Source organism: Streptomyces fagopyri, assembly GCF_009498275.1.
In the GTDB taxonomy this organism is placed as follows: Bacteria; Actinomycetota; Actinomycetes; order Streptomycetales; family Streptomycetaceae; genus Streptomyces; species Streptomyces fagopyri.
The window spans coordinates 5,207,714-5,228,704 of sequence record NZ_CP045643.1; the positions used below are offsets into that span (position 1 = coordinate 5,207,714).

The 20,991-nt window shown below is 73.5% G+C and carries 15 protein-coding genes; 12 read left to right on the forward strand and 3 right to left on the reverse strand.

The features are described from left to right. Positions 1-16 precede the first annotated feature (16 nt). The 3 genes from GFH48_RS22490 to GFH48_RS22500 all read left to right on the forward strand — a co-directional run bounded on the left by GFH48_RS22490 (position 17) and on the right by GFH48_RS22500 (position 5,489). Positions 17-3,214, forward strand: a complete 3,198-nt coding sequence (locus GFH48_RS22490) for an FAD-binding and (Fe-S)-binding domain-containing protein (protein WP_407698652.1) — start codon at positions 17-19, stop codon at positions 3,212-3,214. Positions 3,215-3,260: 46 nt separating this feature from the next. Further along, on the forward strand, positions 3,261-4,382 hold the full coding sequence (locus tag GFH48_RS22495; RefSeq protein WP_153289972.1) for a lipid II:glycine glycyltransferase FemX: 1,122 nt from the start codon (positions 3,261-3,263) through the stop codon (positions 4,380-4,382). Positions 4,383-4,529: 147 nt separating this feature from the next. Further along, a complete protein-coding gene (locus GFH48_RS22500; protein WP_153289973.1) occupies positions 4,530-5,489 on the forward strand; it encodes an EamA family transporter in 960 nt (319 codons plus the stop codon). 28 nt (positions 5,490-5,517) lie between these two features. Here GFH48_RS22500 and GFH48_RS22505 read toward each other — a convergent pair whose 3' ends face one another. Further along, complete coding sequence (locus GFH48_RS22505; RefSeq protein WP_153289974.1) at positions 5,518-6,213, reverse strand: hypothetical protein; 696 nt, start codon at positions 6,211-6,213, stop codon at positions 5,518-5,520. Between the two features lie 375 nt (positions 6,214-6,588). Between GFH48_RS22505 and GFH48_RS22510 the strand changes: the two genes are divergently transcribed. The 8 genes from GFH48_RS22510 (at position 6,589) to GFH48_RS22545 (ending at position 17,182) form a co-directional block, all read left to right on the forward strand. After that, on the forward strand, positions 6,589-7,398 hold the full coding sequence (locus tag GFH48_RS22510; protein WP_153289975.1) for a TIGR03084 family metal-binding protein: 810 nt from the start codon (positions 6,589-6,591) through the stop codon (positions 7,396-7,398). Beyond that, on the forward strand, positions 7,395-9,107 hold the full coding sequence (locus GFH48_RS22515) for an acyclic terpene utilization AtuA family protein (protein WP_153289976.1): 1,713 nt from the start codon (positions 7,395-7,397) through the stop codon (positions 9,105-9,107). Before GFH48_RS22510 ends, GFH48_RS22515 begins: the two co-directional genes overlap by 4 nt. Further along, positions 9,104-10,711 (forward strand): acyl-CoA carboxylase subunit beta, encoded by a 1,608-nt coding sequence (locus GFH48_RS22520; protein WP_153289977.1) that lies wholly within the window; start codon positions 9,104-9,106, stop codon positions 10,709-10,711. The genes GFH48_RS22515 and GFH48_RS22520 overlap by 4 nt, the downstream gene beginning before the upstream one ends. A gap of 11 nt (positions 10,712-10,722) precedes the next feature. Continuing rightward, the gene (locus GFH48_RS22525; RefSeq protein WP_153289978.1) at positions 10,723-12,573 is read left to right on the forward strand and encodes an acetyl/propionyl/methylcrotonyl-CoA carboxylase subunit alpha; all 1,851 of its coding nucleotides are present in this window, start codon (positions 10,723-10,725) and stop codon (positions 12,571-12,573) included. Between the two features lie 63 nt (positions 12,574-12,636). After that, the gene (locus GFH48_RS22530) at positions 12,637-13,797 is read left to right on the forward strand and encodes an acyl-CoA dehydrogenase family protein (RefSeq protein ID WP_153289979.1); all 1,161 of its coding nucleotides are present in this window, start codon (positions 12,637-12,639) and stop codon (positions 13,795-13,797) included. 186 nt (positions 13,798-13,983) lie between these two features. After that, a complete protein-coding gene (locus tag GFH48_RS22535) occupies positions 13,984-15,549 on the forward strand; it encodes a 4-coumarate--CoA ligase family protein (protein WP_153289980.1) in 1,566 nt (521 codons plus the stop codon). Continuing rightward, entirely contained in the window at positions 15,546-16,280 is a 735-nt protein-coding gene (locus tag GFH48_RS22540) for an enoyl-CoA hydratase family protein (RefSeq protein WP_153289981.1), read from the forward strand. Before GFH48_RS22535 ends, GFH48_RS22540 begins: the two co-directional genes overlap by 4 nt. Positions 16,281-16,603: 323 nt before the next feature. Next, the gene (locus tag GFH48_RS22545; RefSeq protein ID WP_153289982.1) at positions 16,604-17,182 is read left to right on the forward strand and encodes a TetR/AcrR family transcriptional regulator; all 579 of its coding nucleotides are present in this window, start codon (positions 16,604-16,606) and stop codon (positions 17,180-17,182) included. Between the two features lie 12 nt (positions 17,183-17,194). Here GFH48_RS22545 and pdxH read toward each other — a convergent pair whose 3' ends face one another. Further along, entirely contained in the window at positions 17,195-17,833 is a 639-nt protein-coding gene (gene pdxH / locus GFH48_RS22550; protein WP_153293058.1) for a pyridoxamine 5'-phosphate oxidase, read from the reverse strand. A 421-nt stretch (positions 17,834-18,254) separates the two neighbouring features. On the opposite strand from pdxH, the gene GFH48_RS22555 reads away from it, so the two are divergent. Next, positions 18,255-19,355, forward strand: coding sequence for a citrate synthase 2 (locus GFH48_RS22555; protein WP_153289983.1), 1,101 nt, complete (start codon positions 18,255-18,257; stop codon positions 19,353-19,355). Positions 19,356-19,380: 25 nt separating this feature from the next. Here the strand turns inward: GFH48_RS22555 and GFH48_RS22560 are convergent, their stop codons facing one another. Continuing rightward, positions 19,381-20,409, reverse strand: a complete 1,029-nt coding sequence (locus GFH48_RS22560; RefSeq protein WP_153289984.1) for an isopenicillin N synthase family dioxygenase — start codon at positions 20,407-20,409, stop codon at positions 19,381-19,383. Positions 20,410-20,991 lie beyond the last annotated feature (582 nt).

The window sequence follows — 20,991 nt, forward strand, 5'->3', positions numbered from 1 at the left end:
GGGCCATCCTGGAGGCATGACGGATCTTGGCGAGCGGGGACCGGCGGAGTTTCGGGAACTACGGGCCGCACTGCGTGCCCGGCTCGCCGGGCACGTGCGCGGCGAGGTCTCCTTCGACGCCACCGCACGTGCGCTGAACAGCATGGACGCGTCCAACTACCGGCGCGTCCCGCTCGGTGTGGTGGCCCCGCGTGACAGCGACGACGTGGCGGCCGTGCTGTCCGTGTGCCGCGCGCTCGCGGTGCCGGTCGTCGCGCGCGGCGGCGGCACCTCGATCGCCGGCCAGGCCACCGGCACCGGTGTCGTCCTCGACTTCACCCGGCACATGAACCGCGTCGTCGCGCTGGACCCCGGGGCGGGCACCGCCGTCGTGGAGCCCGGCGTCGTCCTGGACCGCCTCCAGGAGGCCGCCGCCCCGCACGGCCTGCGCTTCGGCCCCGACCCCTCCACCCACAGCCGCTGCACCCTGGGCGGAATGATCGGGAACAACGCGTGCGGGTCGCACTCGGTGGCCTGGGGCACGACCGCGGACAGCGTGCGCGAGCTGTCGGTGCTCACCGCCCGGGGGGAGGTCCGCACGCTCGGCCGGGACTGGCGCGGCGCCCCGCCCGGCCTCCGCGCCCTGGTGGAAGCCGAGTTGGCCCGGCTGCGCATCGGCTTCCCGGATCTGCCCCGCCGTATCTCCGGCTACGCGCTGGACGCCCTGCTCCCCGAGAGGGGCGCGGACGTCGCCCGCTCCTTCTGCGGATCCGAGGGCACGCTGGGCATCCTGACCGAAGCGGTCGTTGGACTGGTCGAGGCGCCGCGGGCGACGGCGCTGGCCGTCCTCGGGTACGCGGACGAGGGCGCGGCGGCGGAGGCCGCCGCCGGGCTGCTGCCGCTCGGGCCGCTCACCGTGGAGGGGATGGCCGCGGACCTCGTACCGCCCGGCGCGGGACTGCCGCGGGGCGGGGCCTGGCTGTTCGTCGAGACGGGAGGCGCCGACGCCGGGGAGGCCCGCGCGCGCGGCGAAGCGATCGTGCGCGCCGCCGACGCCCTCGACGCCGCCGTGGTCACCGACCCGGCCGGACAGCGCGCCCTGTGGCGACTGCGCGAGGACGCGAGCGGCACGGCGACCCGGATGCCCGGCGACGGGGGAGAGGCGTGGCCCGGCTGGGAGGACTGCGCGGTGCCGCCGGCCCGGCTCGGGGCCTATCTGCGCGACTTCCGGGGCCTGTTGGCGGCCCACGGGCTGCGCGGGACACCGTACGGACACTTCGGGGACGGCTGCGTCCACGTCCGCATCGACTTCGACCTGCTGACGAGTGAGGGGATCGGGCGCTTCCGCGACTTCTCGCGGGAACTGGCCGAACTGGTGGTCTCGCACGGGGGTTCACTGTCCGGCGAGCACGGCGACGGGCAGGCCCGTGCCGAGCTGCTGCCCCTCATGTACGGCCCCGAACTGGTGGGCCTCTTCGAGCGGGCGAAGGACCTCTGGGACCCGGACGGCCTGCTCAACCCCGGAATGCTGGTGCGGCCGCACCGGCTGGACGAAAACCTGCGGTTCGCGGTGCTGCCGCGCGAGCCGGTGGACGTGACGTTCGGATATCCGGCGGACGGCGGGGACTTCTCCGCGGCGGTGCGCCGGTGCGTGGGGGTCGCCAAGTGCCGTACGACGACGCCCGCGGACACGGGTGTCATGTGCCCGTCGTTCCGGGTGACGGGCGAGGAGGAGCACTCCACCCGGGGACGGGCCCGGCTGCTGCACGAGATGCTCGCGGGCGAGGTGGTCACCGGCGGATGGCGGTCGACGGAGGTCCGTGACGCGCTGGACCTGTGCCTGTCCTGCAAGGGCTGCCGCTCGGACTGCCCGGTCGGCGTCGACATGGCCACGTACAAGGCGGAGTTCCTGCACCACCACTACGCGGGGCGGCGCCGCCCCGCGGTGCACTACGCCCTGGGACGGCTGCCCGTGTGGCTCGGACTGGTCGCCCGGACCAGGACCGCCGGGCTCCTCAACGCCCTGTCCTCGCTGCGGCCGCTCGCCGCGGTGGCCAAGCGGCTGGCCGGGATCGCCCCCGAGCGGAAGATCCCGCGCCTGGCGCCCGAGACGTTCAGCCGGTGGTGGCAGCGGCGGTTCAAGGACCGGGTGCGGCGGATGTTGCGCGAGGGGGTGCACGGGGGCGGTGGGACCGGCGTCGAGGGGTACGGCGTCGGTGGGAACGGCGTCGACGGGAACGGTGCCGCCCCGGCCGAGGTGGCCTTCCTGTGGCCGGACACCTTCACGGAGCACCTCTCGCCCTCGGTGGGGCGGGCGGCCGTACGGGTGCTGGAGGCGGCCGGTGTGGAGGTGATGCTCACGCCGACGGTGGCGATGCGGAAGCTGGGGAGTCCGGCGAGGAGCGCCGGGAAGGGGAGGGGCGGCGGGAAAGGTCAGGCCGGCGGGACGGAGGGGACGGGCGGCAGGAGGGCCGGGAGGGACGGCAGGAAAGGGGTGCCCGGGACGGTGGCCGGGGTGCCGGGCGTGGGCGGCGCGCCGGACGGACCGGCGCCGTGGGCGGTGGGCCGCGCGGGCCGCGTCTGCTGCGGTCTGACCTATGTCTCCACGGGCCAGCTCGACCTCGCCCGCGCGGTGATGCGCCGCACCCTCGACCTGATGGGGGTCTTCCTGGATCCGGACGTCCACCCGCGGCCCCCCGCCGTCGTCGTCCTCGAACCGAGCTGTGCCGCCGCGCTGCGCACGGACCTCCCGGAGCTCCTCCACGACGACCCGCGCGCGGCGCGCCTGGCCTCGGCGGTGCTGACGTTCGCCGAGGCACTGGAACGGCTGGCACCGGACTGGTCGCCGCCCGCGCTGGACCGCCCCGTCGTCGGCCAGACCCACTGCCACCAGCACGCCGTCCTCGGCGACGCGGCCGACCGCCGGCTGCGCGCCGCGGCGGGACTGACCGGCTCCCTCGTGGGCGGCTGCTGCGGCCTCGCGGGCGATTTCGGCTTCGAGAAGGGCCACTACGGCGTGTCCGTGTCCTGTGCGGAGGAACAGCTCCTCCCGGCGGTGGCGGCGGCGGGCGACGACACGGTGCTCCTCGCGGACGGCTACTCCTGCCGCACCCAGCTGGAGCAGCTGACGGGCCGCGGGGGAAGGCACCTGGCGGAGGTGCTGGCGGAGGCGCTCGACGGCCCCGGCCGAGGGGCGGACCGCGGCCACGGGCACGAGAATGGCGAAATGTCCTGAGTGTGCTGACGATCCCAGCCACCTCCCTCACCGAGGAGTGCCGCGCATGAGGCTCCGCCTGCAGGTCATCACCCGTGAAGAGCATCTGGCGTTCGTCGCGACGCGGGCCTCGGTCAGCCATATGCAGGTGCCGTCCTGGGGCGAGGTGAAGCCGGACTGGCGGGCGGAGAGCCTCGGGTGGTTCGACGGGGAGCGGCTCGTCGGGGTGGGGCTGGTGCTGCTGCGGCCGCTGCCGAAGGTGCGGCGGTACCTCGCCTACCTCCCGGAGGGACCGGTCGTCGACTGGTACGCGGCCGATCTCGTGGAGCGCTGGCTCGACCCGATGCTCGCGTATCTGAAGGGGCGGGGCGCGTTCTCGGTGAAGATGGGGCCGCCCGTGGTCGTACGCCGGTGGAGCGCCGACGCCGTCAAGGCGGCGATCGCCGACCCGGCGGCGCGCCGGCTCGGGGACGTGGCGCCGACGGCGTACGAGCCGGCCGCCGCCGGGGTCGCCGAGCGGCTGCGGAAAGGGGGCTGGCGGCAGGCCGAGGCGGGCGCGGAGGACGGGTTCGCGGCCGGTCAGCCGCGCTACGTCTGCCAGGTCCCTTTCGGCGGAAGGCCGCTGGAGGACATCCACAGCGGCCTCAACCAGCAGTGGCGACGCAACATCAAGAAGGCCGACAGGGCCGGTGTGAAGGTCGTGCGCGGCGGTTACGAGGACCTGCCCGTCTTCTACGGGCTCTACGCCGAGACCGCCGCGCGCGACCGCTTCGTCCCCCGCCCGCTGCCGTACTTCCAGCGCATGTGGACCGCTCTGACCGCCGAGGACCCGGACCGCATGCGGCTCTATCTCGCGCACCACGACGGCGACGTCCTCGCCGCGGCCACGATGCTGACGGTCGGCACCCACGTCTGGTACTCCTACGGCGCCTCCACCAGCCGCAGGCGCGAGGTCCAGCCCAACAACGCCATCCAGTGGCGCATGATGTCCGACGCCCACGAACTGGGCGCCGCCGTCTATGACTTCCGCGGCATCACCGACACCCTGGAGGAGTCCGACCATCTCCTCGGCCTGCTCCGCTTCAAGGCCGGCGCGGGCGGCGAGGCCGTCGAGTACCTCGGCGAGTGGGACTTCCCGCTCAACCGTGTGCTCCACCGCGCCCTCAACCTGTACATGTCCCGCCGCTGAGGGCCGGGGGTCCGCGAGGGCGGGGACGGCCGCTGTGAGGAACGAGACAGGGCCGTCAAGGGTTCACGCGCCTGACCGGGTCCATTACTCTGGACCCGCAAGTGCAGCGTGATGCACGCATCCCGAGTCGAGCCCCTGGAAGGCACCGTGAACACCCCCAGCGCCGTCCCGTCCTCCCCGGCGTCCGTGACCCCGGTCGCCCCGGTGATGGCACCCCTGCCCGGAACGGGCGGCGGCTCCCCGGCCCGGCGCGGCGGCCTCGGGCCCGTCGGCCTGGTCCTCGCCGGGGGTGTCTCCGTGCAGTTCGGCGGAGCGCTGGCGGTGACCCTGATGCCGCGCACCGGGGCGCTCGGAGTGGTGACCCTGCGGCTGCTGGTGGCCGCGATCGTGCTGATGGTGATCTGCCGGCCGAAGGTGCGCGGGCACTCCCGGGCCGACTGGCTCACGGTCGTCCTCTTCGGGCTGACGATGGCCGCGATGAACGGCCTCTTCTACCAGTCGGTGGCCCGCATCCCGCTGGGCCCCGCCGTCACGCTCGAGGTGCTCGGCCCGCTGGTGCTCTCGGTGGTCGCCTCCCGCCGCGCCCTGAACCTCCTCTGGGCGGGCCTCGCCCTCGGCGGGGTCTTCCTGCTCGGCGGCGGAGGCTTCGGCAGCCTCGACGGGGCGGGCGTCGCCTTCGCCCTGTCGGCCGGCGCGATGTGGGCCGCGTACATCGTCTTCAGCGCCCGCACGGGCCGGCGCTTCCCGCAGGCCGACGGGCTCGCGCTCGCCATGGTGGTCGCGGCGGTGGCGTTCCTGCCGCTGGGGATCGCCGAGTCCGGGACCCGGCTGCTCGACCCGACGACCGCGGCGCTCGGGGCCGCGGTCGCCGTCCTGTCCTCCGTCCTCCCCTACACCCTCGAACTCCTCGCCCTGCGCCGCCTTCCCGCCTCCACCTTCGCCATCCTGATGAGCCTGGAGCCGGCCGTCGCCGCGACCGCCGGCTTCCTCGTCCTGCACCAGGCGCTCTCCGCCACCGAGGCCCTCGCGATCGCCCTCGTCATCGCGGCGAGCATGGGCGCGGTACGGACCCAGGTGGGGCGCGGACGGGCGAAGGACGCCGGGTAGGGCGCCGCCGGCCGGGGACCCGTGGCCCTCAGGTCGCCGCGGCGGCAGGCACGGGGCCGCCCTTCGGATCCGTACGGCGGTCCAGCGCCTCCTGCGACAGCCTGGTCAGGTAGCCGAAGAGCGTGTCCTTCCCGGTGTGGCCCTTGAGCCGCAGATAGACGAGGAGGTCCAGCAGGACCGTGTCGTAGTGGACGTTCGGGGTGGCGAGGCCGTATTCGATCCGCCGGTCGACGTGAGCGCGCAGCGCGGCGTCCACCTTGGGGTCCGCGGTGGCGCGGGCGGCGATCTTCTCCAGGTTGGCGCACACGGTCGTGGTCTGCCGGGCGAATGCGGCGGCGGGCGCGGTGGAGTGGTGGAAGTTGACCGACCGCCAGTACACCGCCTCGGTCGGGTCGTCCGGCTTGCGGTAGAGCAGGTCCACGCTGACGTGCATGATCTCGTGCAGGATGCTGGCGGTGCGGAACGGCGCGTCGTCCGTGGTGGGCCGCTGGGACGAGTGCGCCGGATCGTAGGTGACCAGCGGATGGGCGCCGAACGTCGCCTGCGCCACCGCTCCGTCGGTCTTCTTCGTGAAGGTGATCGCGTTCAGCAGCCCGGCGCATTCGTCGAGCAGCTCGGAGAAGTGCGGCTCGTCGGGCACGTCGTCGGGCAGCGCGCTGCCCCCGGCGTCCTTGACGAGCCGGTCCAGGGCCAGGCGGCGCAGGGGAATCGGGTGAGTGGTCATGAAGCCCTCTCTGTCGTCCCGTCGAGTGCCGGGGCGGGGTGACCCGCGACGTGCGGCCCCGCCGTACGCCGCATGCTGCCCTCCGGCCGAAGTGCCCGGCAATGCCTGGAACACTCCTCAATCGGCTCTTCTGTGACGTCCTGTCCGTCGCGACCCGGCGGTCCCCACGGGGCACGGCGGCGCGCCGCCCGCCGGGCGTCCCCGCCGCCCGGATCCGGGCGGCCCCCGCCCCTGCCCCGCCGCCCCGCCGACATCGGGGCGCTCGATCAATGCAAGCACGCTTGCTTGTTTCTCCGGCCGCTGCCATGCTCCAGATCGCACCGCGCAGGACCCCGTACCGCCCCGCACACCGTCGTGCCCCGAGGGAGCGCCATCGTGTCCGACCCGTCCTCCGTGATCGACGATCTCCATCAGGAGAGCGAGGAACTCGACCTGCTGGTAGGCGGGTTGGATGAGGAGGGCTGGCGGCTCGCCACCCCGGCCCCGGGCTGGACCGTCGCCCATCAGATCGCCCACCTGGCCTGGACGGACCGCTCCGCGCTGCTCGCCGTCACGGACGCCGAGGCCTTCGCGAAGGAGGTCGAGAAGGCGATCGCCTCACCCGGCGGATTCGTGGACGAGGGCGCCGAGGAGGGTGCGGCCCGGCCGGCCGCCGCGCTGCTCGCCGACTGGCGCGCGGGGCGCGGGGCCCTGGAGGACTCCCTCCGCGCGGCCCCCGCCGGAACCCGCTTCCCCTGGTACGGGCCGCCCATGTCGGTCGCCTCCGTGGCCACCGGCCGGCTGATGGAGACCTGGGCCCACGGTCAGGACGTGGCGGACGCGCTGGGAGTGACCCGCACCCCCACGGACCGCCTCCGGCACGTGGTGCGGATCGGCGTCCGGGCACGGGACTTCGCCTTCGGGGTGCGCGGACTCACCCCGCCGGACGGCGAGTTCCGCGTCGAACTGGAGAGTCCCACCGGGGAGTCGTGGACGTACGGACCCGAGGACGCTGCCCAGCGGGTCACCGGCCCCGCCCTCGACTTCTGTCTCCTGGTCACCCAGCGCGCGCACCGCGCCGACCTCGCCGTACGCGCGCAGGGCCCCGACGCCGACCACTGGCTCGACATCGCCCAGGCCTTCGCGGGGCCACCGGGAGACGGACGGCGGCCCGGGGCGGCGCGGCCCGCGGAGCCGGGCCGGTGAGCGGCTCCCTCCCCTCCCCGGGTCCCCTGCGCATAGGCAACGCCTCCGGTTTCTACGGCGACCGCTTCGACGCGATGCGCGAGATGCTCACCGGCGGCCCCCTGGACGTCCTCACCGGTGACTACCTCGCCGAACTGACGATGCTCATCCTCGGCCGGGACCGTCTGAAGAACCCGGCGGGCGGCTACGCGCGCACCTTCCTGCGGCAACTGGAGGAGTGCCTCGGCCTCGCGCACGAGCGGGGCGTCCGGGTCGTGGCGAACGCCGGCGGCCTCAACCCCGCCGGACTCGCCGACGCCGTAAGGGAACTGGCCGGGCGACTGGGCATCCCCGTACGCGTCGCCCACGTCGAGGGCGACGACCTCACCCGCGGCCACCCCGGCACGCTCGCCGCGCACGCCTACCTCGGCGGCGCCGGGATCGCCGCCTGTCTGCGCGAGGGCGCGGACATCGTCGTGACCGGCCGGGTCACGGACGCCGCACTGGTCACCGGTCCTGCCGTCGCCCACTTCGGGTGGGCCCCGGACGCGTACGACCGTCTCGCGGGCGCCGTCGTCGCCGGGCACGTCCTGGAGTGCGGCACGCAGGCGACCGGCGGCAACTACGCGTTCTTCGGCGACCGTCCCGCGCGGCTGCTGCGCCGTCCCGGCTTCCCGCTCGCCGAACTCCACGAGGACGGCACGAGCGTCATCACCAAGCACGACGGCACGGGCGGCGTCGTGGACATCGGTACGGTCACCGCGCAGCTCCTGTACGAGACGTCCGGCGCCCGGTACGCGGGCCCCGACGTCACCGCCCGCCTCGACTCGGTGACGCTCACCCGGGAGGGCCCCGACCGGGTCCGGATCACGGGCGTCCGGGGCGAGGCGCCCCCGCCCACCCTCAAGGTCGGCCTCAACCGCCTCGGCGGCTTCCGCAACGAGGTCGTCTTCGTCCTGACCGGGCTCGACATCGAGGCGAAGGCCGACCTCGTACGGGACCAGATGGAGACCGCGCTCGACGCCGCCAAGTCCCGTCCGGCCGAGGTCCGCTGGGAGCTGGCCCGGACCGACCGGCCGGACGCCCCCACCGAGGAGACCGCGAGCGCCCTGCTCCGTCTCGTCGTACGGGACCCCGACCAGGACACGGTCGGCCGGACGCTCGGCGGGGCGGCCGTCGAACTGGCCCTGGCGAGCTATCCGGGCTTCCACGTCCTGGCGCCGCCGGGAAAGGGCTCGCCGTACGGGGTGTTCGAGGACTCCCGCGTCCCCCAGGACGCCGTGGAGCAGGTGGCGGTCCTCCCGGACGGCCGCCGGATCCCGGTGGCCGCGCCCCGCGACACCCTCGTCCTGGAACCGGCGCCGCGGCCCGCCCTGCCCGAGCCGCCGCCCGCCGGGCCGACGCGGCGCGCCCCCCTCGGCCTGGTGGCGGGCGCCCGCAGCGGGGACAAGGGCGGCGACGCCAACGTCGGCGTCTGGGCCCGCACGGACGACGCCTGGCGCTGGCTCGCCCACGAGCTGACGGCCGAACGGTTCCGGAGCCTGATCCCGGAGAGCCGGCATCTCGACGTCACCCGCCATCCGCTGCCCAACCTCCGCGCCCTCAACTTCGTCGTCGCGGGAATCCTCGGCGAGGGGGTCGCCGCCCAGCACCGCTTCGACCCCCAGGCCAAGGGCCTCGGCGAATGGCTCCGCTCCCGCCACCTGGACATACCGGAGGCACTCCTGTGACCGTCCTCGCGTCCGCCCTGGACGCCCACAGCCCCGAACACACCGCCAATCGCGACGTCATGCTCGCCAGACTCGCCGTGCTGGACGCCGAGCACGCCAAGGCGCTCGCGGGCGGCGGCGAGAAGTACGTCGCCCGGCACCGGGCGCGCGGCAAACTGCTCGCCCGCGAACGCATCGAGCTGCTGCTCGACCCCGACACCCCCTTCCTGGAGCTGTCGCCGCTGGCGGCCTGGGGGAGTGACGCGCCCGCGTACGCGGTGGGGGCCTCGCTCGTCACCGGGATCGGGGTGGTCGAGGGCGTGGAGTGCCTGATCACCGCCAACGACCCGACGGTGCGCGGCGGTGCCAGCAACCCGTGGAGCCTGAAGAAGGCGCTGCGGGCCAACGACATCGCCCTCGCCAACCGGCTGCCCTGCATCAGCCTCGTCGAGTCGGGCGGCGCCGACCTGCCGTCCCAGAAGGAGATCTTCATCCCCGGGGGCGCGATCTTCCGCGACCTGACCCGGCTGTCGGCGGCGGGCATCCCGACCGTGGCCGTCGTCTTCGGGAACTCCACCGCGGGGGGCGCGTACGTCCCCGGCATGTCCGACCACGTGATCATGGTCAAGGAGCGGGCGAAGGTCTTCCTGGGCGGTCCGCCGCTGGTGAAGATGGCCACCGGCGAGGAGAGCGACGACGAGTCCCTGGGCGGCGCCGAGATGCACGCCCGGGTGTCGGGTCTCGCGGACCACTTCGCCGTCGACGAACGGGACGCCCTGAGGCAGGCCCGGCGCGTCGTCGCCCGGCTCAACCACCGCAAGGCGTACCCGGACCCGGGACCGGCGGCCCCGCCCGAGTACGACGAGGACGAACTGCTGGGGATCGTGCCCGGTGACCTCAAGCACCCCTTCGACCCGCGCGAGGTCATCGCCCGGATCGTCGACGGCTCGGACTTCGACGAGTTCAAGCCCCTCTACGGGACCAGCCTCACGACGGGCTGGGCGACGCTGCACGGCTACCCGGTCGGGGTGCTGGCCAACGCCCAGGGGGTGCTGTTCAGCGCCGAGTCGCAGAAGGCCGCCCAGTTCATCCAGCTCGCCAACCAGCGCGACATCCCCCTCCTCTTCCTGCACAACACCACCGGCTACATGGTCGGCAGGGAGTACGAGCAGGGCGGCATCATCAAGCACGGCGCGATGATGATCAACGCGGTGAGCAACAGCCGTGTCCCGCACCTGTCCGTCCTGATGGGCGCCTCCTACGGGGCCGGCCACTACGGCATGTGCGGACGCGCCTACGACCCGCGCTTCCTGTTCGCCTGGCCCAGCGCCAAGTCCGCCGTGATGGGCCCCCAGCAGCTCGCGGGCGTCCTGTCCATCGTGGCCCGGCAGTCGGCGGCGGCCAGGGGCCGTCCCTACGACGACGAGTCCGACGCGGCCCTGCGCGCCATGGTGGAGCAGCAGATCGAGTCGGAGTCCCTGCCGATGTTCCTGTCCGGGCGGCTGTACGACGACGGGGTGATCGACCCCCGTGACACCCGCACCGTCCTCGGCCTGTGCCTGTCCGCGATCCACACCGCGCCCTTCGAGGGCGCGCGCGGCGGCTTCGGCGTCTTCCGGATGTGAGGTCCCACACCATGATCAGTTCGATACTCGTGGCCAACCGCGGCGAGATCGCCTGCCGTGTCTTCCGCACCTGCCGGGAGGCCGGGATCCGGACCGTCGCCGTGCACTCGGACGCCGACGAGGACGCCCTGCACGTGCGGGAGGCCGACGCGGCGGTGCGGCTGCCGGGCTCGACACCCGCCCAGACGTACCTCCGCGGCGACCTGGTCGTGAAGGCGGCCCTGAACGCCGGAGCGGACGCCGTGCACCCCGGGTACGGCTTCCTCTCCGAGAACGCGGACTTCGCGCGGGCCGTCCTCGACGCGGGTCTGGTCTGGATCGGGCCGCCGCCCGAGGCGATCGAGGCGATGGCGTCCAAGACCCGCGCCAAGAAGCTGATGGGCCTCGCCCCCCTGGTGGAGGTCACCGCGGACGACCTGCCGGTGCTGGTCAAGGCGGCGGCGGGCGGCGGCGGGCGCGGTATGCGCATCGTGCGCGAACTGGCCTGTCTGGAAGCGGAGCTGGAGGGGGCGCGGGCCGAGGCCCTCAGCGCCTTCGGCGACGGCGAGGTCTTCGTCGAGCCGTACGTGGAGGGCGGCCGGCACGTCGAGGTGCAGATCCTCGCCGACACGCACGGCACGGTCTGGGCGCTCGGCACGCGCGACTGCTCGCTCCAGCGGCGCCATCAGAAGGTGATCGAGGAGGCCCCGGCCCCCGGTCTCGGGCAGTCGCTCACCGACACGCTGTACGACCTGTCCGTACGCGCCGCACGGGCCGTCGACTACGTGGGCGCCGGGACGGTCGAGTTCCTGATCGCGGACGGCACCGCCCACTTCCTGGAGATGAACACCCGTCTCCAGGTCGAACACCCCGTCACCGAGGCGGTCTTCGGGATCGACCTCGTCGCGCTGCAGATCCAGGTCGCCGAGGGCGCCGCGCTCGACGACGCTCCGCCCCCCGCGCGCGGGCACGCGGTCGAGGCCCGTCTGTACGCCGAGGACCCGGCCGGCGGCTGGGCCCCGCAGACCGGGACCCTGCACCGCCTCGCCGTGCCGGACGAGGTCCGCCTGGACACCGGCTACGCAGACGGCGACCGGATCGGCGTGCACTACGACCCGATGCTCGCCAAGGCCGTCGCCCACGCCCCCACGCGCGCGCAGGCACTGCGCACGCTGTCGGGCGCCCTGGAGCGGGCGGACATCCACGGCCCGGTCACCAACCGGGATCTGCTCGTACGGTCCCTGCGGCACCCGGAGTTCGCCGAGGGCCGCATGGACACCGGGTTCTACGACCGCCACCTCGCCGTGCTCACGGCGTCCGCCGCCGACCCGTACGCGCCGCTGGCCGCGGCACTCGCCGACGCGCACGGCCGTTCCCGGTTCGGCGGCTGGCGCAACCTGCCCTCCCAGCCGCAGGTCAGGCACTACCTCGTGGCGGGGGAGGAGCACGAGGTCCGCTACCGGCACACCCGGGAGGGTCTGACCGCCGACGGCGTCCACGTGGTGCGCGCCGACGCCGGTCTCGTCGTCCTCGAAGTGGACGGTGTGCGCGAGCGGTTCCGGGTGGCACGCCACGGCGACCAGGTGTACGTGAACTCCACCGCCCTCACCGCGCTGCCCCGCTTCCCCGACCCCACCGCCGAGCACGTCCCCGGCTCCCTGCTCGCGCCGATGCCCGGCACGGTCGTCCGGGTGGCCGAGGGCCTCGCCGAAGGAGTCCGGGTGGAGGCCGGCCGGCCCCTGCTGTGGCTGGAGGCGATGAAGATGGAGCACAGGATCTCCGCCCCGGCCGACGGCACCCTCACCGCCCTGCACGTGGTCCCGGGCCAGCAGGTGGAGATGGGGGCCCTGCTGGCGGTCGTCGAGGACGACGTGCCCGGATAGGGGCCGCGGGCGACCGCGCGCTCCGCCATGACCGACCCGCACCTTCCGTACTCAGGAGGCCCGATGAGCCCCGCAACAGAGACCGAAGAGCACCAAGCCCTCCGCGCCGCCGTCGCCGCCCTCGGCAGGCGTTACGGCCGCGACTACCTCACCAGCGCCCTCCGGGAGGACCGCCACCCCACCGAACTGTGGTCGGAGGCGGGCAAGCTCGGCTACCTGGGCGTGAACCTGCCGGAGGAGTACGGCGGCGGGGGCGGTGGCATAGCCGAACTGTCCATAGTCCTTGAGGAGTTGGGCGCGGCCGGCTGTCCGCTGCTGATGATGGTCGTGTCGCCCGCGATCTGCGGCACCGTCATCGCCCGCTTCGGCACGGAGGAGCAGAAGCGGGCGTGGCTGCCCGGCCTCGCCGACGGCACCCGCACCATGGCCTTCGGCATCACCGAACCCGACGCCGGCTCCAATTCGCACCGGATCACCACCACGGCCCGCCGGGACGGCGCGGACTGGGTGCTGAGCGGCCGCAAGGTGTTCATCTCCGGCGTCGACATCGCCGACGCCACCCTCGTCGTGGGCCGTACCGAGGACGCCCGCACCGGCAGCCTCAAGCCCTGCCTCTTCATCGTCCCGCGCGACGCGGACGGCTTCGGCCGACGGCAGATCGACATGGAACTCCAGAGCGCGGAGAAGCAGTTCGAGCTGGCCCTCGACGACGTCAGGCTGCCCGCCGAGGCGCTCGTCGGAGACGAGGACGCGGGCCTGCTCCAGCTCTTCGCCGGGCTCAACCCCGAGCGGGTGATGACGGCCGCGTTCGCGATCGGCATGGGCCGCTTCGCCCTCTCCCGGGCCGTCGAGTACGCCCGTGAGCGCACCGTCTGGAAGGCCCCCATCGGCGCCCACCAGGCCATCGCCCACCCGCTCGCACAGGCCCACATAGAACTCGAACTCGCCCGCCTGATGATGCAGAAGGCGGCCCACCTGTACGACTCCGGGGACGACGTCGCCGCCGGTGAGGCCGCCAACATGGCCAAGTACGCGGCCGGTGAGGCCTGTGTGAGAGCGGTCGACCAGGCCGTGCACACCCTGGGCGGCAACGGACTCACCCGCGAGTTCGGCCTCGCCTCGTTGATCACGGCGTCACGGGTGGCCCGTATCGCCCCGGTCAGCCGGGAGATGATCCTCAACTACGTCTCCCACCAGACCCTGGGCCTGCCCAAGTCGTACTGAGAGAGCGCGCCGAAGGGCCCCACCGAGGAGGCCCGACGGTCCGCCCCGCCGTCCGAGAAGCCCACCGGCAGGCCCTGCCGGTGAAGTGGCCCACCGGCCGGCCGCACCACCCGGGCGCCACCGGTGGGTCCTCCCACCGGGGAACCCACCGGCCAGTCCTACCCGCGAGCCGCTCAAGGAGGACCCGTGTTCCGCAGCGAGTACGCCGATGTCCCGGCCGTCGAGGAACCCATCCACGAGGCCGTCCTCGGCCGGGCCGCCGAACGCGCGGACACACCCGCGCTGGTCGACGGCGTCGACGGCACCACGCTCACCTACGGCCAACTCGACCGGTTCCACCGCCGGCTGGCCGCCGCGTTCGCCGACGCGGGCGTCCGCAAGGGCGACGTGCTCGCCCTGCACAGCCCGAACACCATCGCGTTCCCGACGGTGTTCTACGGCGCCACGCGCGCGGGGGCGTCGGTCACGACCGTGCACCCGCTCGCCACCGCGGGGGAGTTCGCCAAGCAGCTGCGGGACAGCGCCACGAGCTGGATCGTGACCGTCTCACCGCTTCTGGAGACGGCACGAGAGGCCGCGCGACTGGCGGGCGGGATACGGGAGATATTCGTCTGCGACACCGCTCCGGGGCACCGGTCGCTGATCGACCTGCTCGGCTCGACGGCACCCGAGCCACGGATCGACATCGACCCCGTGACGGACGTCGCGGCCCTCCCGTACTCCTCCGGGACCACCGGCACGCCCAAGGGCGTGATGCTCACCCACCGGTCCATCGCCACCAACCTGGCGCAGCTGGCACGCTCGGTTCCGATGGACGAGGGGGAGCGCATCCTCGCGGTGCTGCCCTTCTTCCACATCTACGGGCTGACGGCCTTGATGAACGCGCCCCTGCGGCAGGGCGCCACCGTCGTCGTGCTGCCCCGCTTCGACCTCGACACGTTCCTCACGGCCATCGAGCGGCACCGCATCACGGGCCTGTTCGTGGCGCCGCCGATCGTGCTCGCGCTCGCCAAGCACCCGGCCGTCGCGGGCTACGACCTGTCGTCCCTGAAGTACGTCATCTCCTCCGCCGCGCCCCTGGACGCGCAGCTCGCGGTGGCCTGCGCCGAGCGGCTCGGCCTCCCGCCCATCGGCCAGGGCTACGGCATGACGGAGCTGTCCCCGTGCACCCACCTGGTACCGCTGGACGCGGCCGACGCGCCCCCGGGGACGGTGGGCAGGCTCGTCGCGGGCACCGAGATGCGGATCCTCTCGCTCGACGACCCGGGCAAGGAACTCGGTGTCGGCGAGGCCGGTGAGATCGTCATCCGCGGCCCCCAGGTGATGAAGGGTTACCTGGGGCGTCCCGACGCCACCGCAGAGATGATCGAACCGGACGGCTGGCTGCACACCGGGGACGTCGGATACGTGGACGCGGACGGCTGGCTGTTCGTCGTCGACCGGGTCAAGGAACTCATCAAGTACAAGGGCTTCCAGGTCGCCCCCGCCGAACTGGAGGCACTCCTGCTGACCCACCCGGGCATCGCGGACGCCGCCGTCGTCGGGGTCTACAACGAGGACAACAACGAGGTCCCGCACGCCCACGTGGTGCGCCAGCGGTCCGCCACCGAACTGTCCGAGGGCGAGGTCATGATGTACGTCGCCGAGCGCGTCGCCCCGTACAAACGGGTCCGGGGCGTCACCTTCGTCGACGAGGTGCCCCGGGCGGCCTCCGGGAAGATCCTGCGGCGGGAACTGCGGGGCCGGTCGTGACCCTCGTCCACGCGGACCTCGACCGCGCCGTCGCCACCCTCACCCTCGACTCGCCCGCCAACCGCAACGCCCTGTCGTCCGCGCTCGTGGGCGAACTGGCCCAGGAGCTCACGCGGTGCGGCGGGGACGACGACGTCCGCGCGGTCGTCCTCACCCACACCGGCAACACGTTCTGCGCCGGCGCGGACCTGCGTGACCCGCCGGACCCGGACGCGCTCGTCGGTCTGCTGCGGCGGATCGTCGAGCTGCCCAAACCGGTGGTGGCCCGGGTGAGCGGGCACGTCCGGGCGGGCGGCCTGGGGCTGCTGGGCGCCTGCGACATCGCGGTCTCCTCCGGCGCGGCCACGTTCGCCTTCACGGAGGTCCGCATCGGTGTCGCGCCCGCTGTCATCTCCCTCCCGCTGCTGTCCCGCACGGACCCCCGCGCCCTCGCCCGCCACTACCTCACCGGCGAACGCTTCGACGCGGCGGAGGCGGTACGGACGGGACTGCTGACCGCTGCGGGCGAGGACGTCGACGTGGTCCTCGCCCCCGTCCTGGACGGCCTGCGCCGGGCCTCCCCGCAGGGCCTCGCCGAGACGAAACGGCTGCTCACGGCTAAGGTGCTGGAGGCCTTCGACCGGGACGCGGTCGCCCTGACGGCGCTCTCGGCCGAGCTGTTCTCCTCCGTACAGGCCCGTGAGGGGATGACGGCCTTCCTCGAACGACGGGATCCCGCATGGGTGGTGTGAGCACGGCGGAAGCCTCGGACGACACGACACGCGCGGCAGCCGCGGCAGCCCCGGAACACACGGCCGCCACGGCGACTCCGGCAGCCACGACGGATGTGTCCACCGCGGCGGACACGGTGGATGCCGGGAGGACGGTCGCGGGCACTGCGGGCACTGCGGGCCCCGCGGACCCCACCGGGTCTGCGGGCCCCGCGGAGCCCGCCGGGCCCCCGGGCCATGCCGACTCCCCGGGCCGCGCCGACTCCCCGGGCCACGCCGACTCCGCCGGCCACGCGCGCCATGCCGGGCGTGGCGTCGCCCAGGGCTCGCGCGGCTCCCGCCCCGTGCACGTCCCGAAGCAGGACCGCAGCCGGGCCACCCGGCAGCGACTCCTGGCGGCCGCCGTGGCCTGTCTAGCCGAACACGGCTGGGCGGGCTCCACGGTCGCCGTCGTCGCGGAACGCGCCGGTGTCTCCCGGGGCGCCGCCCAGCACCACTTCCCGACCCGCGAGGACCTGTTCACGGCGGCGGTGGAGTACGTCGCCGAGGAGCGCTCCACGGCCCTGCGCGCCCTCTTCCCGGAGGGTGCCGCCGACCGGCGCGCCGTCGTCGCGGCCCTCGTCGACCTCTTCACCGGCCCGCTCTTCCGCGCCGCCCTCCACCTGTGGGTCGCCGCGTCCGACGAGGAGCAGCTCCGTCTCAGGGTCACCGAACTGGAGGCCCGTGTCGGCCGCGAGACCCACCGGATCGCCGTGGACCTGCTGGCCGCCGACGAGTCCCGCCCGGGGGTACGTGAGACCGTCCAGGGTTTCCTCGACATGTCCCGCGGTCTGGGCCTCGCCAATCTCCTCACGGACGACGCGGCGCGCCGGCAGCGGGTGGTCGCGCAGTGGGGCGAGATCCTGAACGGCGTGCTGGACTGAGCCGGGCCGGCGTCACGGGCTGAGCCGCTCCACCTTCCAGCCGCCGTCCGGTTGTGCCGTGTACCGCAGCCGGTCGTGGAGGCGGTTCTCGCGGCCCTGCCAGAACTCGACCGTCCGCGGGGCGACGCGGAAGCCGCCCCAGTTCGGGGGGACCGGGACCTGCTCGCCCTCGGGGTAGCGGGCGCTCAGTTCCGCGTAGGAGGAGTCGAGCGTGGTGCGGGAGGGGACGACCGAGGACTGGGCGCTGGCCCAGGCGCCGAGCTGGGAGCCGTGCGGGCGGGTACGGAAGTACGCGGCCGTCTCGTCGCGGCCGGTGCGGCGGGCCGTCCCGGTGACGATGACCTGGCGGGCCATCGGGTGCCAGGGGAAGAGCAGCGACACGTACGGGTTGGCGGCCAGCTCCCGGGCCTTGCGCGAGTCGTAGTTGGTGTAGAAGACGAAGCCCTGACCGTCGTACTGCTTGAGCAGCACCGTGCGGGAGCTGGGCCGCCCGTCGGGGTCCGCCGTGCCCACGACCATCGCGTTCGGCTCGTACACCACGCCCTGCACGGCGGCCTGCGCGGCCTGTTTGAACCAGCGGGCGAACTGGTCCATGGGATGCGGGGCGAGATCGGACTCCACGAGGCCCTCGGCGCGGTAGTGGGCGCGCATCGCGGCGGGGTCGGTGCCGGGTTCCGCGGCGACTCCTTCCGCGGCCTGTTCTTTCGCGGCGGCCTCGGCCGCGCGCTGGACGAGGGGCTCGGCGGATTCATCCGGGTAACGGTCGTTCACGCGGTCATCTTGCCGTACTTCGACCCCCACTCGGCGGGAGTGGGGTTCATCACTGCGTGGCACTGAGTGCCGTGCGCTCTCCCCAAAGGTGGCACCCGGGGATATCGTGCTGCTGCCGTTCCGGTGGGTGACCGTCGGCCGCACGGGGCATCACCGGGATGACGTACCGGACCACGAGTCCACGAGCCGACCGTGGAACCGGACGTCGACCACCCGTCACTGGCGCATGGTTTCCCACGGCACGGTCCATCGCACCACCCGCCCGCAGACCCCCGTCGCCCACATCATGAGGAGCCGCCTGATGTCCGACTTCGTACCCGGACTCGAAGGAGTCGTCGCGTTCGAGACGGAGATCGCCGAACCGGACAAGGAGGGCGGCGCACTCCGGTACCGGGGCGTCGACATCGAGGATCTGGTCGGTCACGTCTCCTTCGGAAACGTCTGGGGACTCCTCGTCGACGGCGCGTTCAACCCCGGCCTGCCGCCCGCCGAGCCGTTCCCGATCCCCGTCCACTCGGGTGACATCCGCGTCGACGTCCAGTCCGCGCTCGCCATGCTCGCGCCCGTCTGGGGCCTCAAGCCCCTCCTCGACATCGACGAGTCACAGGCCCGTGAGGACCTCGCCCGCGCCGCCGTCATGGCCCTCTCGTACGTCGCCCAGTCCGCCCGCGGGCAGGGCCGCCCCATGGTCCCGCAGAGCGAGATCGACAAGGCGCACTCGATCGCGGAACGCTTCATGATCCGCTGGCGCGGCGAGCCGGACCCCAAGCACGTGGCCGCCGTGGACGCCTACTGGACGTCCGCCGCCGAGCACGGCATGAACGCCTCCACCTTCACCGCCCGCGTCATCGCGTCGACCGGCGCGGACGTCGCGGCGGCGCTCTCCGGAGCCGTGGGCGCGATGTCGGGCCCGCTGCACGGCGGCGCCCCCTCCCGTGTCCTCGGCATGATCGAGGAGATCGAGCGCACCGGGGACGCCGAGGCGTACGTCAGGCAGGCACTGGACCAGGGTGAACGCCTGATGGGCTTCGGCCACCGGGTCTACCGGGCCGAGGACCCGCGCGCGCGGGTCCTGCGCCGCACCGCCCGTGATCTGGGCGCCCCCCGCTTCGAGGTCGCCGAGGCGCTGGAGAAGGCCGCTCTGGCGGAGCTGCACGCCCGCCGCCCGGACCGGGTCCTGGCGACGAACGTCGAGTTCTGGGCCGCCATCGTCCTCGACTTCGCCGAGGTCCCGGCGCACATGTTCACCTCGATGTTCAGCTGCGCCCGCACGGCCGGCTGGTCGGCGCACATCCTGGAGCAGAAGCGCACGGGACGGCTCGTCCGGCCGTCCGCGCAGTACGTGGGTCCCGGGCCGCGCGGTCCGCAGGAGATCAAGGGGTACGAGCGCATCGCCCACTGAGGCCGCCCGCCGGGGCCGCCGGTCATCACGCGGGCGTGAGCAGCTCCGCGTGATGGCGGGCGGCGACCAGCGGATGGGCGCGCAGCTTGCCCTTCAGCTCGTTGAACCCGTACTCGGCGAAGAGCGGGTTCGTCGGGTCGTCGGTGATCCCGGGCGCGGCGGACGCGTGCGGGAAGACCAGCGGTTCGATCCGGGCGTCCAGGCGCGGGTTGTAGAAGAAGGGCACGGAGAACCGCTCGGTGGCTCCGGGTGGACTCACGACCCGGTGGTTCGTGGCGAGCAGGTAGCCGTCGGTGGCGACCTCCAGCAGCTCGCCGAGGTTGACGACGAACGCCCCCGGCAGCGGTGGCACGTCGTGGAAGAGGCCGTCCGCCCGCTGCACCTGGAGCCCGCCCACGGTGTCCTGGAGCAGCAGCGTCAGGAACCCGTAGTCCTTGTGCGCCCCCACGCCCTGACCGGCGCCGTCCCCCGCGCTCCCCGGATACCGCACGAGCTTGAGATGCGGGTGGGCCCACTCCCCGAACGCCGGCTCGTAGAAGTCGGCGGGCGCCCCGATGGCGGTGAGCAGCTCGCGCAGCAGCCGTGCCGCGACCGAGCCGAGGCGGTCGATCCAGGCCAGGGCGGCGGTCCGCAGCTCCGGCAGCGCGGCGGGCCACTGGTTCGGGCCCTGCAGCCACCAGTAGGCGGGCTCGTCCGCGCCGGGCCTGCGGGCGGGCCGCTCGGCGCCTATGTCGAGCTGGTCGCGCCAGTCCCGGCTGCCGCCCGTGCGTTCGTCGCCGGTGCGCGTGTAACCGCGGAAGTGCGGCGAGCCGATGTTGTCGAGGGCGAGCCGGTCGGCCTCGGGCAGTGCGAAGAAGCGGTGCATGGCGTCGAGCAGGGCGCTGGTCTCGGCCGCGCTCACCCCGTGCCCGACGAGCTGGAAGAAGCCCACGTCGTGGGCGGCGCTGTGCAGCTGCGCGTGCAGCAGGGCACGGGCCTGGGGACCGCGGTCGGCCGCGGAGAGGTCGATGATCGGAAGCTGCTGGAACGGCGAGGAGGACGGGTACGTCGTCATGGGGTGCGTCCGCGGGGTGTACGGGGTGCCCGGGCGGGCCGCCGGGGATGGGGCGGGGGCCACGGGTGCCGGAGGAGAGAGGTGAGGGCCGAGGTCAGGCGCTGGGCCGACAGCCCATGCTCGTGACGCGCACGTAGTCCACGTGTCGGCGTCGGACGAGCATCGGAAGCATGGCCCAAGAGTACTGCGGACCCTCACAAACGTATGTGCCCCACCTCACACATGCCGCACAACGCAGGCGACCCGCGAGTTCGGGTCCCTCAGCCTCGCGGCGGAGGAGCCGGCCGGACGTACCGGCGAACTCGCGGGTCGGGTGACTGCTGGAGATTGGGCCGGCTGCGCGCTGCTTCACGCGCGGGTCCGGCACCGCACTGGATGTGGTGACGGGCCTCTAGCCCGCAGCCACCTCACGCGTCCGGTTGGGATACATCTGCCGAACCACCTCCTCTCTCGTGTGCACCACACCTTAGGAACGGATCGCGAACGGCTCAACTGTTTTTTTTCGAGCGGTCCGTGGTCCGCGGGACGGGTGGGGCGGAATTCCCGCGCGCAACGATTTCGTCCAATCTTCGGGGAATCAGG

Coding starts and splice junctions, on each gene's coding strand:
- GFH48_RS22490 (WP_407698652.1), top strand. CDS start 17: ATGACGGATCTTGGCGAGCGGGGACCGGCGGAGTTTCGGGAACTACGG.
- GFH48_RS22495 (WP_153289972.1), top strand. CDS start 3,261: ATGAGGCTCCGCCTGCAGGTCATCACCCGTGAAGAGCATCTGGCGTTC.
- GFH48_RS22505 (WP_153289974.1), bottom strand. CDS start 6,213: ATGACCACTCACCCGATTCCCCTGCGCCGCCTGGCCCTGGACCGGCTC.
- GFH48_RS22525 (WP_153289978.1), top strand. CDS start 10,723: ATGATCAGTTCGATACTCGTGGCCAACCGCGGCGAGATCGCCTGCCGT.
- GFH48_RS22530 (WP_153289979.1), top strand. CDS start 12,637: ATGAGCCCCGCAACAGAGACCGAAGAGCACCAAGCCCTCCGCGCCGCC.
- pdxH (WP_153293058.1), bottom strand. CDS start 17,833: ATGCGCGCCCACTACCGCGCCGAGGGCCTCGTGGAGTCCGATCTCGCC.
- GFH48_RS22555 (WP_153289983.1), top strand. CDS start 18,255: ATGTCCGACTTCGTACCCGGACTCGAAGGAGTCGTCGCGTTCGAGACG.
- GFH48_RS22560 (WP_153289984.1), bottom strand. CDS start 20,409: ATGACGACGTACCCGTCCTCCTCGCCGTTCCAGCAGCTTCCGATCATC.